Annotated in this window: 12 protein-coding genes; 4 read left to right on the forward strand and 8 right to left on the reverse strand. The window is 47.8% G+C overall.

Annotation, left to right across the window (positions count from 1 at the left end; genetic code table 11):
- Positions 1 to 23: 23 nt before the first annotated feature.
- The 5 genes from asnB to JWG39_RS00330 form a co-directional block, all read right to left on the reverse strand.
- A complete protein-coding gene (gene asnB / locus JWG39_RS00310; protein WP_275888929.1) occupies positions 24 to 1889 on the reverse strand; it encodes an asparagine synthase (glutamine-hydrolyzing) in 1866 nt (621 codons plus the stop codon).
- Positions 1890 to 1964: 75 nt separating this feature from the next.
- The gene (locus JWG39_RS00315; protein WP_205217347.1) at positions 1965 to 2957 is read right to left on the reverse strand and encodes an NAD-dependent epimerase/dehydratase family protein; all 993 of its coding nucleotides are present in this window, start codon (positions 2955 to 2957) and stop codon (positions 1965 to 1967) included.
- A 26-nt stretch (positions 2958 to 2983) separates the two neighbouring features.
- Entirely contained in the window at positions 2984 to 3787 is an 804-nt protein-coding gene (locus JWG39_RS00320; protein WP_205217348.1) for a glycosyltransferase, read from the reverse strand.
- 398 nt (positions 3788 to 4185) lie between these two features.
- Positions 4186 to 5865: a glycerol-3-phosphate dehydrogenase/oxidase gene (locus JWG39_RS00325; protein WP_205217349.1), complete on the reverse strand. Its 1680-nt coding sequence runs from the start codon at positions 5863 to 5865 to the stop codon at positions 4186 to 4188.
- A 731-nt stretch (positions 5866 to 6596) separates the two neighbouring features.
- Positions 6597 to 7859, reverse strand: coding sequence for an OmpW family outer membrane protein (locus JWG39_RS00330; RefSeq protein WP_205217350.1), 1263 nt, complete (start codon positions 7857 to 7859; stop codon positions 6597 to 6599).
- Positions 7860 to 8242: 383 nt separating this feature from the next.
- Here JWG39_RS00330 and JWG39_RS00335 point away from each other — a divergent pair, with 383 nt between their 5' ends.
- On the forward strand, positions 8243 to 8830 hold the full coding sequence (locus JWG39_RS00335) for a UbiA family prenyltransferase (RefSeq protein WP_205217351.1): 588 nt from the start codon (positions 8243 to 8245) through the stop codon (positions 8828 to 8830).
- A gap of 94 nt (positions 8831 to 8924) precedes the next feature.
- Here the strand turns inward: JWG39_RS00335 and JWG39_RS16650 are convergent, their stop codons facing one another.
- Positions 8925 to 9056, reverse strand: coding sequence for a hypothetical protein (locus JWG39_RS16650; RefSeq protein WP_275888930.1), 132 nt, complete (start codon positions 9054 to 9056; stop codon positions 8925 to 8927).
- Positions 9057 to 9089: 33 nt separating this feature from the next.
- Between JWG39_RS16650 and JWG39_RS00340 the strand changes: the two genes are divergently transcribed.
- Positions 9090 to 9698 (forward strand): HAD-IB family hydrolase, encoded by a 609-nt coding sequence (locus JWG39_RS00340; RefSeq protein ID WP_205217352.1) that lies wholly within the window; start codon positions 9090 to 9092, stop codon positions 9696 to 9698.
- Positions 9699 to 9785: 87 nt separating this feature from the next.
- Here the strand turns inward: JWG39_RS00340 and JWG39_RS00345 are convergent, their stop codons facing one another.
- On the reverse strand, positions 9786 to 11702 hold the full coding sequence (locus JWG39_RS00345; protein ID WP_205217353.1) for a biotin/lipoyl-containing protein: 1917 nt from the start codon (positions 11700 to 11702) through the stop codon (positions 9786 to 9788).
- Between the two features lie 14 nt (positions 11703 to 11716).
- Positions 11717 to 13159, reverse strand: coding sequence for an acetyl-CoA carboxylase biotin carboxylase subunit (locus tag JWG39_RS00350; RefSeq protein WP_205217354.1), 1443 nt, complete (start codon positions 13157 to 13159; stop codon positions 11717 to 11719).
- A gap of 329 nt (positions 13160 to 13488) precedes the next feature.
- Between JWG39_RS00350 and carA the strand changes: the two genes are divergently transcribed.
- Complete coding sequence (carA, locus tag JWG39_RS00355; protein ID WP_205217355.1) at positions 13489 to 14607, forward strand: glutamine-hydrolyzing carbamoyl-phosphate synthase small subunit; 1119 nt, start codon at positions 13489 to 13491, stop codon at positions 14605 to 14607.
- Positions 14608 to 14660: 53 nt separating this feature from the next.
- A complete protein-coding gene (gene carB / locus JWG39_RS00360) occupies positions 14661 to 17891 on the forward strand; it encodes a carbamoyl-phosphate synthase large subunit (RefSeq protein WP_205217356.1) in 3231 nt (1076 codons plus the stop codon).
- The last annotated feature ends 90 nt before the right edge of the window (positions 17892 to 17981 follow it).

The following is a 17981-nucleotide window of genomic DNA, read 5'->3' on the forward strand; positions in this document are numbered from 1 at the left end:
CCAGATCGCTACACACAGCTGCCTCAGGCGAAGAAACGATTGTGCCATATCGCAACATTCATCAACGCCCACAGGATATGGTTATGATTGGCTTTCCCTGCACAGTGCTCCTCAATCAGCCTGTTCACATAAGTAACATTAAGATTTTCCCGAATTACCCTGGAATCATTGAGTAAAGAGATCATATAATTCTTCAGTTCTCCTCGCAGCAGATGCTTCACGGGCAAACTGTACCCCTGTTTTCCCCTATGGACAATTTTATCAGGCAGCAGCCCCTGCAAAGCAGCACGAAAGATATGCTTTGTCTCCATCCCCTTAATTTTCCAGCTTCCCGGCAGAGATGCCATGAACTCAACAAGGACATGATCCAGCAACGGCACCCGAACCTCCAGAGAACTCGCCATCGACATGCGATCTACTTTCATCAGAACCGAATCTGCCATCATATATCTCATATCAAGATATATCTGACGATTTATTTCATCTCCCCCATCACAACGATCATTATATTCCTTCACCAACCGAAAAGGATCCATTGTCATTTGGGCAGCAGTTGTATCTGTAAAAAGCTGTCTTTCAATGTCACGAGTCAAAAAATACTGCCAGCGAAGATGTTTTCCGGCGGAGTCAAGATTGGCACCATCAACAAAGCGCTTCAACATATTAACAGCACCCTTCTTCTGCTGCTGATCGGGTAAAACATTCATCGCCCGCCCAATAAGATGCTTGCGGATTCCAGCAGGAATCAAATGAAAATAACGATCAAGCCGTGCCGCCTTAAAACGATCGTACCCTGCAAGGCTTTCATCTGCCCCTTCTCCTGATAAACAAACAGTGACATGTTCTTTTGCCTGTTTGCAAAGAAGATAAAAAGGAACCGTTGAAAGGTCGGTCATAGGCTCATCAAGATGCCAGAGCGTCTGCTCCACATATTCAGGTTTAAGGCTGTCAAGCATAAGAACATGATGCTCTGTATCACAATGATCAGCAACAATTTGCGCATAATCAAGCTCACTATAGGATTTATCCTTATAACCTATAGTAAAGGTGCGCAAGGGCCCACTGATATGCCGCCTCATGAGAGCAACAATACACGAGGAATCAAGCCCTCCGGAAAGAAATACACCGAGGGGAACATCACTTACCAAATGACTTTTTACTGCAAAGTCAAGTTGAAAACGAAACTCCTCAACGGCCTCATCAAAACTCAGGGTATTTTCTCCCGGATGGAACTTAAGATCCCAATACCGCTGAATATTTATTTTTCCTTTTTCATAAACAAGAGAACAACCAGCAGGGAGTTTGTTAATTCCTGCAAACATTGTTTCAGGAGAAGGAACAAATTCAAAACCGAGATAGTCGTAAAGTGCCTGATAGTTAACCCGACGCTCAACCCTGGAACTTTCCAATAAAGTTTTTATCTCTGAACCAAAAAGAAAATACCCTCTCTGGAAACTGTAATACAGCGGTTTGATGCCAATACGGTCACGGGCAAGAAGAAGGCGTTTTCTGGGAACATCCCAAATGGCCAGTGCAAACATTCCCCGTAATTTCTCAAGAACTCCATCACCCCATTTTTCGTAACCATGGACAATGACCTCAGAATCGGTATTACTGCGAAAGACATATCCGTCCTGCTCCAGATCATGCCGTAATTCTCGGAAATTATATATTTCACCATTAAAAACAAGAACAACAGAACCATCATCGTTGAACATCGGCTGGTTCCCGTTATCGCTGAGATCAATAATGGAAAGCCGCCGAAAAGCAAGGCTTATTTCATCACTGACATAAATACCTTCATGATCCGGCCCCCGATGGACAATCTGTGCTGCCATTTTTCTGGCCAGCATTTCATCATTCCAGTTGAACCCACAGATTCCACACATGCCCTTTCACCCACTTTTTATAATCAAAAATGCACCTTCATTCCAAGAGATCACACAGTATAAAACCCAGGCCAATTATTTTTTATGAAAGTAGCCTTCCTGAATATACCACTCACCAGTACGCTTAAGCCCTTCATCAAGTCCCACCCTGGGTGCATAGCCAAGATCACGTTTCGCCTTGCTGATATCAAAAGCCCGATTCTGACGAAACCAGTCAACACGCCTGGGGAAAATCGGCGGCGTAATCTTCAGAGGCTTACATATCTTCTCACAAATATGACCTGCGATTATCAGCGGCAAAAGAGGGAAGTGCGGAATTTTAACGTTTACCCCAAGGGCTGTCGCGGTACGAGAAACCAGATCGTTGAGTTCAACATACTCTTCATCCGCAATCAAATATTCCTCACCAACCCCTTTCCCCGGCTCCATGGCAAGCATAAATGCGTCAACAAGATTATCAATATAAAGAGGATGATAAAGCGTTTTCCCGGAACCAAACATAAGGAAAGAACCATTATTAACCCGGCGAAAGATCATCGCAAACCGCTCTGGATCTCCAGGGCCATAAATGGCAGCGGGACGAATAATAATAGTTTCCATTCCCTTAGAGATGTATTCCTTGACTTTCGGTTCGGCCTCATACTTCGTTCGTTGATAATAATCCCCCGGGGCAATGGGTGAATCCTCTCCACCCGGCGGATGTTCAACATTGCCATGAACCCCGCAAGTCGAGCAATAGACAAACTTTTTAACACCTGCTTTAAAAGCCTCCTCCAGTACAATCTCCGTACCGTGGATATTCACCTCATCATAGTACTCATTCGGCACATCCAACTCTCGGAAAGCTGCAGCGAGATGTTGTACAATATCAATACCCTGCATGCAGTCTGCAACCACACTACGGTCCGTAACACTACCAATAACGACCTTCGCGCCCCATTCGCGAATCTCATCAGTCTTCAACCCCTCCTGATAATCAAGACTAACCACTTCATGCCCCTCATCAAGAAGACGTTTTACCAGAGCCTTCCCCGTAAAACCGGTTCCACCTGTCACAAGAATCTTCATATCTCTCCAATGTTCCTAGTAAAATACTATATATTATATATCTCCAAAAGGATCTTACCAGCATGAGTTGCAGAATAGAAATCTGCAACTCTCGTCTGTGCCTTTATGCCTATATCATGCCATCGCTCTCGGTTGATAAACGCCAGCTCCATCGCCTGCACGAGACCATGCGGTGAAATATCCGCCGCATAAAAACAGTTTTCTTCAAGCAACTGTCTATTGTTCAACAATTCAAAACAGACCACAGGTAAACCAGTTGCCATATAGTGAAGGATTTTTCCGCTCGCCTCCCCCGAACCAGACTTCTTAGGATCGACAGCAATATCTGCCACCGCTAACCATTCCGCCAGTTGCAGATAAGAAACCTCTCCAGGAATAAGGACACTCTGCTCCAATCCTCTACTCTTTACCTCTTTTTGCAACCATTCAACAGGATACCCCAGAAAAACAAAGAACCATTCAGGATGAATGGTTGCAATTTCCTCCACTGCCTCTAAAAGGATATCAACTCCTTTACCAACAAGAAGCGACCCGGTGTAAATTACCACGTCTCTTTCTTGAGGAACACCCTTTCTTTGTCGCATAATATTTTTATCTCTTATCTGAAAGAAAGTATCAGGAACTACATCCGCCAGAAGAGTAACTTTTTCTGCTGCCACAGCACATCTGGAGAGCAGAAAATTATGACTTGCAGGGGATGAACAAACAATACTCTCCGGGAGACGGCAGATAAGATACTCTACCCCAGAGAAAAAACGCAATAATAATGGAAAGTTACGGAAATAACCGTACGCTTCAAGCTCACCAGAAAGACTTCCCTGTACATCCATCACTACCTGCATCTTACGCCAGAAAAGAATGCGACTGACAATCCAGCCAATTCCGCCTCCCTCATGAAGATGACCATGAAGAACTGTCGGACACTCTTTAAATGCCGTTTTCAGCACCAGAAAAAACAGAAAGAAATCAGCAATAATACGGTATGGAGAAAACCCTGCACTTGTCTTTGTATAACCAGGAATAGAAAAAATTCGACGAACATCAACTCCTTCGACATCTTCACCAAGGCCATAAGTACAGATAATCACCCGTAAACCGTTTTCCTGCAGGCTTCGCACCTCATTGAGAATACGAATATGGCAGCCACGATTGGCAAAAAATGGAGTAGGAGCGATATGTAAAATAGGTTGAGACATAGCGGTATATGCAACAAAAAATTATTAATTTTTCAATGAAAAATAAGCTGGTAATGTCGTTCCACAATATCAAGCTGCTCTTTCTTCTTCTCCTCTGTCCAGCTCAGTGTCCTCTGCATTATATCAGCCACACTCTCGAGCACATCCCGGCCAGGATAGCCGACAGAACCCAAACCAGTACGAGCAAAGACAACATCCTCCAAAGTACAGGCCATCTCTTTTTCTACTGCCCATAAAACCTCTCCAGCAACACAGCCTCTTCCTTCACAAACCCTGTCAAGAGCTCCTTCTTTTTCCCGCATCCAGGCAACGGCCTCATCCAGTTCAGATCCAAACGTTTGAACCAGATGAATAATAACATCCTGATCAAAAAGATGCGCATAACGTTGTCTGGCTGATTCTTGAAAATCTGTAAAATCAGAAATTTTCCCGCCAACCAATGGAGTAAAAGATGTTTGGCTCTTCTCCTCACAGCCAAATCTGGAGGCAATCATATCCACCGCCTGTTCAGCAACCGCTCTCGCTGTAGTGTACTTTGCACCCAGGACAGAAACAATCCCTCCGACACCATCTTTTGCAGCATGATCAACGAGTTGATACTCTCCATGCCCTTGATATGTATCCGTTTTTATCTCATCACTCAGCAAGGGATAGAGTCCCGAAAAAGCATAGTAGACATCTTTACGTTCAAGTCCAATCCCTGGAACAATCTCATTTATATCGGCAAGGAAGTCGACAATATCTTTTTCAGTAACACAAACCTCATCCGGTGTCCCCTCAAACGGAACGTTTGTCGTCCCAATCAGAGATCTGCCTCTCCAGGGAATGATAAAGATATGACGCCCCCCCCTTGTTACTACTCCTTCTGTTTTCCTGCCACTGCTCAGTGCTAGAGCATATTTCCCTTCCAGTTGGCGAGTAACAAGATGCACTCCCTTGGAAAAACCAGTAGTCTCCTTACGCAGCTTTATCTCAGGAATCCTTCGATTAAGTGCCGACAAAAAAGGACCGGCAGCATTTGCAGTCATCCGGGCACGAACGGAAAATTTTTCCCCACTCAAGGTGTCAACACAAGAAACACCAGCAACACGCCCTTCTTCAAAGAAAAAATCTTCCACCATACAATAATTGGCAACAACAGCTCCCCTGGCAGCAGCAGACTTCACAACCTGCAGTGTCATCCGCTCAGAGTTCGTCATATGCACTTCGTAAAGGGTGTGTCCTCCATTTATTCTACTAATATTACGTAGAATACTCGCCATTGAAAGAACTGTACTTTTTCCCAAAAGATGACCAGAAGGAACCTTCTTGGAACAATCCTCTATTTGTGAATTAAGGCAAGAACAGAGGAGACGATAAAGCCACATTCCAGTACAGAGTGCTGTGCGTCCTTTCATAAAATCCCCCTGGTATGTGGGAATAATAAAAGGAACAGTCGTTGTCAGCTGAGGGGCAATTATCTGAAAGAAAGTTCGCTCCCGAGCCGACTCCCTCACCTTATTAAGCTGCAGCGTCTGCAGATAACGAACCCCTCCATGGAGAAGTTTAGAAGAAGCAGAAGATGTCGCCATACCAAAATCTCTCTTTTCAATCAGTGCTGTTTTTATCCCGCGCAATGCTGCATCATAGGCCAGAAAAGCTCCTGTGATCCCCCCGCCAATAACAAGAAGATCAAACTCTTTTTCCGCCAGACATTTGAGATCTCGTCTCATTTCTCTTCTTCTCCTTTTTCGAACAGTATAACAAACTCTAAACCCTTCTGAGGGTAGTTTTTATTATTTATGCTCAAAACCAAAATAAAATGGTATTTCATCCTGCTTTCTCAGTTTTCAAAATTAAAATAAAACATCGTATAAAAAAATGATAACACATCTTTTACACAACAAACAATTCCAAGCAAAAACTCCTCACTACACAATATTATTCCCTGAGAAAAACTGCAGAGATAAACTTATATTCAAGAATGAAGTGTAACATCCACATTACTCCAAAATAATTTGAATAAAGTTCTAAATCCAAGTTTTTTCCCTGGTCTATGGTTTTATCGACTCACAACCATTCCCAATTTGAGCCCGAAATCGGTCTGAAATTGATTTTCGCACCATCGACTATAAATTCAGAGTAAAAGAAGTGTCATGCCGTTTGTTACCCAACAATATGTAAACTCGGTGAGTACCAGACATATTTCTGGTGCCATTTCGACACACTAATGAATTTGCCACTGTTGGTGTTTTTTGAACAGAGATCTCATCTTTGATATCATTCCGATTATGTCATCAGTATTGCAGTGAAACCGGGTTATACAGTAACACGCAGGTGCTGCAAATACAGATGTGCGTTGAACAGGTACAAAAAAGCCCGGTTTTGAAAACCGGGCTTTTCAAAAACAATGAGAAGAAAAAATTGTCCGAAACGAACTCACGCCTCAAGCAATCGTTCCCTGTTAGAACTGGTACGCAATACCAAGGCGGAAGGCAATGTTATCCATCGGGAAGTGCCCTGTCTGAGCATTGGTCTGCACACCGTCCAGGTAACTGTCAAATTCAGCATCAACATCTGCGGAAACATACTGCATTGACAAATTGAGCATCCAGTGTTCCACAAATTCCCACTCTGCACCGGCAGTAAGTAAAAGAGCAGTAACATCGTCCACATTCATGTATCTGTAGGTATCATTGCGGGAAATGTCATGCGTCCAGGTAGATGTTGCATCAAAACCGCCGGAGAAGAAACCAGCACCAATACCAATAAACGGAGTGACCGATGTTTTATTTTTATAACGCCCGATCACACTTATGGTGGGTCCTGCGAGCGTAACATTACCATCAGTTTTAATATCCATGGTCTCGCCGTTGGTAGCTACAGTTTCAGCCTCCATCTGGTCATAGGCAAACTCAATCCCGACGTAATCATTGAAAAAATAGGTAAGATAACACTGCATCGGCGCAACATTCTGATCTTCGTCAAGAGCATAAATAGTTCCGAGGTACGTTCCTGTACCATATGTCCCTCCCTTGTGGCCGGAATCATCATCGGTCAGTGTACGGTATACAGACCGTGTTCCTATCTGCAGATGTCCACGAATAAAGTCAGGGATGACACTTTCTTCACTTTCTTCTTCCGAAGTGAGATCCATGACCATTGAGCCGTCAGCCGATTCAACGGTCTTTGTGGTCTGCGGCTCCACAGGGCTGACAGGGGAGGTTTCCTCTGCGAGTTCAATCACTTCTACAGCAATGTCTTCAACAGCAGCAGTTTCCTCTTCCACCTGCGACGCGGGAATTTCTACCTCAAGGGCAATTTCCTCCGCCACGGCTTCGGCCTTGTCTGCTGTTTTATCTTCTGCAGCTGTCACGGCAGTGGCCGCATCAGTAGAAATTTCATCGTCTTGAACTGTGACTTCACTGACGACTGCTTCTGAATCTGCGGCAACAGTTGAAGGAATTTCTACCTCAAGGGCGATTTCCTCCGCCACGGCTTCAGCCTTGTCTGCTGTTTTATCTTCTGCAGCTGTCACGACGGTGGCCGCATCAGTAGAAATTTCATCGTCTTGAACTGTGACTCCACTGACGACTGCTTCTGAATCTACGGCAGCAGTTGAGGAAATTACTTCTTCAGCATCTGCAAAAGACGGCAGAGCTGCACATAAAAAGAGTGTGGAAAGTATCATTACATGCAACACTTTACTGTTGTATACGTTTTGCATTGAATCATCCTGTCAGTAATAAATGAAGGACCTGAAGCGAAAGCGGTGCGGATCACACGCCTCGCTGTTGTCCGGACTTCTCTTTCCCACAAAATACCTCCCGCAGAAAAGAACAAATATTTTGTTCTTCCCCCCGCCTCAACAATCCCTGAAAGACTCTTTCAGAAATGCCCCTCAGGCCCGACAAGTCTGTGCAGGAAAAAAAACAAAAAATACATAACGACACGATTTTACCATACATTAAACAGTTGGACAATATTCATTCAGCACATTTCCCTTGAATGCCCCCGGACAGGCTGTTATATAAATTAACATCTTGCCCGCCTGAAGGGTGGGATTTTTACGCATTCAGTTAAATTTATCGAGAAGTATCTCTACTCTCTATGAGCCGTTACAGAACCCTGCCATTTTTATCTCTCACACTTTGCGTTATCCTGATCATGCTCACTAACATCAAACCTTATATTCAGATTGCCATTTTTGATCACTGGTTCAAAAACGTTTTCATGCTGCCAGGGGTTGTCCTTGCCTTTTATGCTGTCCCCCCGCTTTTCGGGATCACAGCTCTGTGGCAGTTATTGCTCGCGTTGCTGGCAACCGGTTTCGTTGCCTCAAGCAACTACGTTATTAATGAACTTCTGGATGCACCCCTTGATACATTCCATCCGGTGAAAAAATTTCGCCCGCTTCCATCCGGCAAAATCAACAAGAGCCTCGTTTATTACGAATGGATTCTACTCGCAGTTATCGGAATCTCCCTTGCAGCCTGTCTGGGCAGCACCTTTTTTCTGATTGATCTCTCCCTGTGGATTATGGTGTGTATCTATAACATTCCACCCTTTCGCAGCAAGGACAAGCCATATCTTGATGTGCTCAGCGAATCCATCAACAACCCCATCCGTCTCTTACTCGGCCGGTACGCCACCGGGATAGCCATTTGCCCCTCTCCCTGCTGCTCGCGTACTGGATGATTGGAGCCTTTTTTATGGCAGTGAAACGCTTTGCCGAATACCGTAAAATCAATGATGCGGAGCGAACTTGCAATTACCACCGATCCTTTATTTATTATAATGAACCCGCCTGCTCACCAGCATTCTCTATTATGCCGTTACCTTCACTCTCTACTGCCTGCTCTGCAGCTGCGCCATGCTGCTTCTCCTGTTCACCACTATTCCAGTAATGCACACATTCTTTCAATTCTCTCTCTTAACCAGCCCCTAAAGGATAATTATGGAACAACCTGCCCGCCCTCTTGCCCTGTTTGATTTCGACGGAACTCTTACTTCCCGCGACAGTTTCGCCCTCTTTTTAATAAAGACAAGACCTTTGCGCTTCTACCTGGCGGGAATACGCTTCCTGCCACAGATCCTGCTCTTTTTTGTCCGCAGGTATCCAAACCAGAACCTGAAGGAGCGTTTCCTCAATTTTCTACTGGCAGGCATGCATAAGGATGAGCTGAAAAACAGAGCTGCCACTTTCGTCAAGGAGGAGATTCCCGCAATCATGCGGCCACAAGCCGAAGTGACGATAAAAAAGCTCCTCGCAGACAAAACGCGGGTCGTTGTGGTTACCGCCTCTCCACGACTGCTGGTGGAACCATGGTGCAGGAAGATGGGAATAGAGATACTCGGGACGGAGCTGGACTTTGCAGACAGCATCTTCACCGGCAGGATTGACGGTCTCAACTGCCGGGGAGAGGAGAAGGTGAGGCGGATCAACAAACTTCTCGACCTCAAGAGATATGCTCCCATCGATGTCTATGGAGACAGCTCGGGAGACCTGGCCATGCTGGATCTGACCAGCACGTCCCACCAGCATTTTAAACCTTTCCGCGATTGAGCTGAAACTGAACAAAAAACAGCGATCTGGAAAACCGGATCGCTGTTTTTTTGTTCAGTCAAAGAGAACCACCTCGAACAGATGACTTCATTCGTCCGTGTCAATCTTCAAGATCTTCGAGCCTGGGAACAATGTGTCCCCTTTCTTCGCAGAAATAGTGGTAACAATCCCCTGCATTCCCGCGAGAACAGGTGTCTGCATCTTCATCGCCTCCATTATGGCAACCCGGTCACCCTGAAGTACCTCCTGGCCTTCTTTCACCGCAATCTCTACGATTTTGCCTTTGAAGGGTGAACGAACGTCACCGGCTTTGGCAAGGTCGAGGATCTCTTCCCTGGTTAACTCCTGAATCTCACTCACACCACCAGCCCGTTTTTCCGCCTGGTAACTGAAAATAGTCTGATGGTGATCAACAACCATATAGACGTTGACTTCGCCGGTCTCACTCACTGGTGACGGCCCAATTTCGACAAGATGTTTTTTGCCGTGACAGTCGTTGTAATTCAAGTGCTCGCCGGTCTTGAACCCACCATCTTTAAAGAAAATTGACGGCGGCAGGACATAAACTTCGCCGTACTCTTCGGAAAATTTAAAGAAATCCACTGCGTCATTCGGCTGTTGCAGAAAGAGTACAAGCTGGTGGTTCGTCGGCTCATAGCCAAGATGCTCGGCAAGAGCAAAACGTTCGTGGGCGAGGTCCATATCCGGAACCTCTCTCTCGCCGCCCTCCTCTTCCAATACTTCACGCCAGTTCCCCCCCAGCACCTTCTCATAGATCCAGTCCTCCGGTTTGAAGAAGGGAAAAGGTCCATACTTGCCGAGAAGAAGATTGCGCAGATCTCCGCTTGGATTGCCGTAGCGCTCGCCGTCGAGGATATTGGAGACCGCCGTCGTCCACAAAATCTGTGAACCCGGGGTCACCGACCAGTAGTTACCCAGTTCCTTCTGTACCCGTGGCAGTTCTTCCTGCAGAATCTCCGGCATCTTGTTAAGGAAACCACCCTTCACCGCCTGCTCAAGACTCGAACCCATTGCCCCACCAGGCAGTTTATGGGTCTGCACCGTCGGTTGAAACCCTTTTATCTGTGACTCAAAGGGGGCATAATATTGACGCTCAGACTGAAGGATCTGTGAGGTTTCATTCACTGCATCTTCATCCAGCCCCTCCGGCTCAAAACCATAATCCCGCAGAGTCTGCACTACGGTAAGAATCGGCGGAGGCCCGTAGAAACCGGTAAAAGAGGCATCGCCCGCATCAACGATACCCGCACCGTTGCGCACCGCAGCCACAATCCGTCCGATGTCATTGCCGTCGGTATTATGACCGTGATAATGGATTGGCACATCGGGGTAGTGCTGTTTCAACCCGTCCACCAGTTGACCTATGCGTTTTGGAGTACCGAGTCCGCCGTGATTCTTAATGCAAAGAGTCACATCCTGCCCCGTCACCTCAAAAATTTCCCCGGCCTTTTTAATATAAAAATCGTTGGTATGTTCCGGCCCGGTGGAGAAGCAGAGACATGGCTCGTTGAGTTTACCGGCCCTGCCAACTTCTTCGAAGACCGCCATCATATTAGGAACATAATTGAGAAAGTCGAAGGTGCGCCACACATCAACGTAAGGTGCAAATTCCCGCACCGTAAAGCGAATCACATTCTGCGGATAGGGTCGATAGCCGAACAGATTTGTGCCACGACAGAGTGTCTGAAACATGGTGCTCGGCATTTTTTCCCGCATCAACTCCAGTTTCGTAAAGGGGTCAACCTGTTTGCGCAGGATATCTACATGAACTGAAGCACCGCCGGTGATCTCCAGTGAAAAATAACCAGCCTTCTCTCTGCTCGGCGCGGCAAGCAGATCGGTATGCAGCAGAATACGATTCTTAAAATCAGACTGTGACAGATCCCTTGCCGTATTCGTTATGTAATACCTGCCCTCTTTTGTCACTTCCCGCAGGGTCTTTGCAATCTCACCCACCGGAGTTCCCTGAACAATTCGTCTCATAGTATCTTCTCCGTTTATTTGGCGAATGGATTCTCTTTTGAATGATGAATTTCAGCGATGAATCGGGCCAGTTTGCCCCCCTCACTCGCCTCTTCATCGTAGTGAAATATAAAGGGATGGGTCTCTATGTAGGAGGTATCGAAATGACCGCTGATAAAATCCTTCTCTACAACGATGTTTTTGTAGAAGGGTATGGTGGTCTTCGGTCCACGAATAGCAAAGTTGTTAAGACAGCGTGCCAGCCGCCCCACCGTCTCCTCCCAGGTGTAGCCGTGAACGGTAAGTTTTACCAGCAGCGAATCATACTCTTCCGGTACGGTATACCCCTGATAGGCCATCCCGTCGAGACGCACCCCGAAACCACCGGTGGAACGATAAACCGTCACCTTCTTGCCCCCCTCAGGCATGAAGTCATTTTTTGGATCTTCAGCATTGATGCGAACCTCAATAGCGTAGCCACGTATCTGTACATCCTCCTGCTCAAAGGGCAGCGAATGCCCGAGGGCTATATTGATCTGATTACGCACAATGTCAATGCCGGTTATCATCTCTGTAACGGTATGTTCTACCTGAATCCTTGTGTTAATCTCAAGAAAGTAAAAATTGTCATCCTGATCGATCAGAAATTCCACTGTCCCCGCATTGAGATAATTGGCTGCTTGTGCTGCCTTCACCGCTGTATCACAGATTGTATCAAGCAGTTTTTTGTTTTGTATATGTGACGGTGCCATCTCAATCAGTTTCTGGTTGCGTCGCTGAATCGAGCAGTCGCGAGTACCAAGATGAATGGTCTTACCAAAATTATCGGCAAGGATCTGTACCTCCACATGACGGGGATTGAGGACCAGTTTCTCCAGATAAACAGAGTCGTCATTAAACGCGGCCAGCGCCTCAGAACGGGCCATGGGCAGCTGTGCCTGCATCTCCTCATCACTGTCGATTCTGCGAATTCCCCGCCCGCCCCCGCCAGACGTCGCTTTGAGCATGACGGGATAGCCGTGTTCCGCTGCAAAACCAAGTGCCTCATCAATCCCTTTGCGTCCCTGAGAAAGATTTTTTGTCCCCGGAACCATGGGAATACCGGCCTCAGCCATAATATGTCGGGCAACGACCTTGTTTCCGAGATCAGCAACGGTCTTTGAATGCGGCCCGATAAAGATGATCCCTTCTTCTTCACAAACCTTCGCAAAAAGAGGGTTTTCAGCCAAAAAGCCATAACCAGGATGGATGGCGACAGCCTTCGCTTTTTTGGCAGCAGTCACCATTTTTTGAATATTAAGGTAATCACAACGTGGCCCGTCACCAATCCAGATGGCATCGTCTGCAGTAAGGATATGACGCGACATTTCATCAGGGGTTTCATAGACAGCAACGGCCTCAAACCCGAGTTCCTGCACTGCCCGGATAACCCGCAGAGCAATTTCCCCGCGGTTGGCTATAAGGATTCGTGTTTTCAAGGTTCCTCCTTCAGGATTCGTGTTATTAATGGAAAACGAGCCGCAACAGAACGTCACGACCGTTGGGTAAAGGTATTACCAATTTTAGAGCGAAAAAATACTTATTATTAAAATAAATATTAATTATTACAGCTTTTCTTTAACTTTACGCAAGGACTTTTTCCACTGCCTCGACGAAAGGAATCCTTCGGGCAGGATATTTGTCCTCCCCTTGTTCATTGACGAAAGGACGATTTTCCGGTAATAATGAGAAGTTTTATCCTCAAAGCATAACTTCCAACCATCCCACCACCCGGACATCATCGGATGTCCACTGCGAGGATTTGTCTATGAAAGCACTCATTGCCCTTGAAGATGGCACAATCTTTGAGGGAACCTCTTTCACCGGAGCCGGGGAAGCCCTCGGTGAAATCGTCTTCAACACCTCCCTCTCCGGCTACCAGGAGGTACTCACTGATCCCTCCTACACCGGTCAGCTGGTCACCATGACCTATCCACTGATCGGCAACTACGGTATCAACGATGAAGACATGGAGTCAGCGGGAATACACCTGAAAGCTTTTCTTGTAAAAGAATACTGCCCCTTCCCCTCTAATTATCGTTCAACCAAAACTCTCGCTGTATTCCTTCAGGAGTTCGGCGTGCTTGGTGTTGAGGGTTTTGATACCCGAGCCCTCGTACACCATATTCGTACAGCCGGTGCGATGAAAGCGGCGATCTCCACCGAAGATCTTAATCCCGCCTCACTCATTAAAAAAGCCAGTGGCTGGAGTGGAATTGTCGGCCGGAATCTGGTGGCAGAAGTAACGTGCAGTGAGCCATACGGCTGGGCAGATAATCAGCCTGTGCCAGGAACGAATTTTTCCTCTGCAAAGGCTGTCGGCAGTGAAAAGTTCAAAGTGGTCGTTTTTGACTTCGGTGTCAAATACAATCAGTTGCGCATTCTCTCCGAACTGGGTTGTGCGGTACAGATTGTCCCCGCCACAACCTCTGCAGAGACGGTACTGGCGATGAACCCCGACGGAATCTTCCTCTCCAACGGTCCCGGCGACCCTGAGGGCATTCCCGGTGTGGTGGAAACAGTGCGGGCACTGCTCGGGCAAAAACCGATCTTTGGCATCTGCCTCGGACATCAGATTCTCGGCCTCGCGTATGGCGGGTCTGCCTATAAGTTAAAATTTGGCCATCGCGGTGGCAATCAGCCGGTGAAGGACCTGACCACCGGCCACATTGAAATAACCGCCCAGAATCACGGCTTCTGCATTGATGAGAAGACCCTGCCTGCAGAGGTAAAAATCACCCACATTAACCTTAATGACAACAGCCTTGAGGGGATGCAGCACACTCTGTATCCGGCCTTCTCGGTGCAGTATCACCCCGAGTACGCCCCGGGCCCCCACGATGCAAAATATCTCTTTGATCGCTTTCTCGATATGATGCAGGGCTGAGAAAAAAATTTCCCCACCGTTTCACAAAACTCTTTCAACAAGAGCGGATAACCATGCCAAAACGTACAGATATAAAAAAAATTCTCATCATCGGCTCCGGCCCCATCATTATCAGTCAGGCCTGCGAGTTTGACTACTCTGGTGTCCAGGCAGTCAAGGCGCTGAAAGAAGAGGGTTATGAGGTCATTCTCATCAACTCAAATCCCGCCACCATTATGACGGACCCCGAGTTGGCCGACGCCACCTACATTGAGCCGATCACTCCGGAATTTCTCATTAAAATTATTGAGAAAGAACGTCCCGACGCCATTCTTCCCACCCTCGGAGGACAAACTGCACTGAACATTGCCATTCAGGTAGCGAAAACCGGCGTGCTGGAGAAATACAACGTAGAAATGCTCGCCGCCAACATCGACGTTATCAACAAGGCTGAGGGGCGGGAAGAGTTTCGCGACGCGATGACCAAAATTGGCCTCAAGGTGCCACAGTCCTACATCGTGAGAGACCTTGACGCCGCCATGGAAGCAGGTGAAAAAATCGGCTTTCCGATCATCGTGCGCCCAAGTTTCACCCTCGGAGGCACCGGCGGCGGCGTCGCCTACAACCGCCGGGAACTGCAAGAACTCTGCACCTCCGGACTTGACCTTTCCATGACCACCGAAATCATGGTGGAGAAATCGTTGCTCGGCTGGAAAGAGTATGAGCTTGAAGTAATGCGCGACAAGGCAGACAACGTCGTAATTATCTGCTCCATCGAGAACATGGACGCCATGGGTGTGCACACCGGGGACTCTATTACCGTGGCACCGCAACAGACACTCTCCGATGTTGAATACCAGAACATGCGCGATGCCGCCATCGCCATCATCCGCGAGATTGGTGTGGAGACCGGAGGTTCCAACGTGCAGTTCGCTGTCAATCCGAAAGACGGCGAATTGATGATTATTGAGATGAACCCCCGCGTCTCCCGCAGCTCGGCGCTGGCCTCCAAGGCTACCGGTTTCCCCATCGCCCGAATTGCAGCCAAACTCGCCGTCGGCTATACCCTCGACGAGTTGAAGAACGACATTACCCGCGAGACGTTCGCCGCCTTTGAGCCCTCTATCGATTACTGTGTGGTGAAAATTCCCCGCTGGACCTTCGAGAAATTTCCCGAGGCGGAAGATCACCTCACCACTGCCATGAAATCGGTGGGTGAGACCATGTCCATCGGCCGCACCTTCAAAGAGGCTTTTCAAAAGGCGATGCGTTCCCTCGAAACCGGCCGCTTCGGCTTCGGTGGCGACGGCAAAATGCCCCTTGACAACCTTCCTGAAGAGGATCTGCTTGACCGCCTGCGCATTCCGAATTCAAAACGTCTTGCTCATATTTATGAAGGGCTTAAACGTGGCATGACAGTGGAAAAAATTTCCGAACTCACCCTTATCGATCCATGGTTTATCCATAATCTCAAGCAAATTGTACATATTGAGGGAGAGATTCGTGAAAAAGGCTTTCAGGAGCTGGACACTGATTTCCTGCGCTACTGCAAGAAACACGGCTTTTCCGATGTACAGATTGCCTTCCTCACCGGCGTTGACGAGGAAGACATCCGCCAGCTCCGCCTGAAAAAAAAGGTTACACCGGTGTTCAAACTGGTGGACACCTGCGCCGCCGAATTTGAATCCTATACCCCGTACTATTATTCTACCTATGAGCAGGAAAACGAGGCAAAAGTAACCACCGCCCGCAAGATAATCATTCTCGGCGGTGGCCCTAACCGCATCGGCCAGGGTATCGAATTTGACTATTGTTGCGTGCATGCGGCAATGGCCCTCAAGGAGTTGGGAGTGGAGTCGATCATGGTCAATTCCAACCCGGAAACCGTCTCCACCGACTACGACACCAGCGACAAACTCTTCTTCGAGCCGCTCACCCGCGAGGATGTGCTGTCAATCATCGATCAGGAGAAACCAGATGGAGTCATTGTCCAGTTCGGCGGCCAGACACCTCTCAATCTTGCCGTCCCTCTTGAAGAAGTGGGTGTGAAGATTATCGGTACCCAGCCTGACGCCATCGACCGTGCTGAAAACCGCGAACGATTCAAGAAGCTGCTGCAGAAGCTGAATCTGCGTCAGCCCGCCAATGACATCGCCTATACCGTAGAAGAGGCACTGGTCGCCGCCCGCACAATCGGCTACCCGGTGGTAGTACGTCCCTCTTATGTCCTCGGCGGCCGCGACATGCGTATCGTCTACTCCGACGAAGGTGTCAAAGACTTCATGAAGGCAGTGAGCAATGGCGCCAGCCGCATGGAACACCCGGTACTCATTGACCAGTTTCTTAAGGATGCCACCGAAATTGATGTGGACGCCCTTTGCGACGGCAGCAATACGGTGATCGGCGGCATTATGGAACACGTTGAAGAAGCCGGAATTCATTCCGGGGATTCTTCCTGCGTCCTGCCGCCGCACACCCTGACCGCCACCATAATCGAATCCATCAAGGATGCGAGCCGGGCAATGGCCGAAGAACTTGGTGTAATCGGACTGATGAACGTGCAGTATGCGGTAAAGGACAATCAGCTCTATATCCTTGAAGTCAATCCACGCGCCTCCCGCAGCGTCCCTTTCACCAGCAAGGCTACCGGTGTACCCCTTGCCAAACTGGCCACCCGGCTGATGCTCGGCGAAACGCTGGCGGATATCGGTTTTACGACAGAAGTAGAAGTGAAACACTGGGCGGTAAAAGAGGTGGTCTTTCCCTTCGACCGTTTTGAAAATGTTGATACCCTGCTTGGTCCGGAGATGAAATCTACCGGAGAAGTAATGGGGATTGATGACAACCTCGGCCTGGCCATCGCCAAGGCCAGCCTGGCTACCGGCGTAAAGATTCCGCGAAGCGGCAACGTCTTCATTTCCGTACGTGATAATGACAAGAAACAGATTGTCGCCGTTGCGGAGAAGCTGGAGCTGCTCGGTTTCACTCTCTTTGCCAGCAGTGGCACCATGAAATATCTCAAGCGTGCCGGGGTAAAATGTGAACTGGTGAAAAAAATATCCGAAGGAAGACCACATATTCTTGACAAGATCCGCGACAACGAAATTTGCTGGATCGTCAACACCTCGCTCGGCAAGCGCACTACCGAGGACAGCTACCTCATCCGCCGGGCCGCACTGGACTACCATATTCCCTATACCACCACCGCGAGTGGGGCAGGCGCAATGGTAAAAGCCATTCAGGAACTGTCGAAAAAAGAGCTCGAGGTACAGCCGGTGCAATATTATAACAGACTGCTCAGTTGATTTTCCCTCAACAATTCTGTTTTTAGCTCGACAATTCTGTTTTTAGCTTTACATTTACAGGTTTTAAGTGGGAGTTTCCCGCGCCACGGA

This window comes from Desulforhopalus vacuolatus, assembly GCF_016918505.1.
Taxonomy (GTDB): Bacteria; Desulfobacterota; Desulfobulbia; order Desulfobulbales; family Desulfocapsaceae; genus Desulforhopalus; species Desulforhopalus vacuolatus.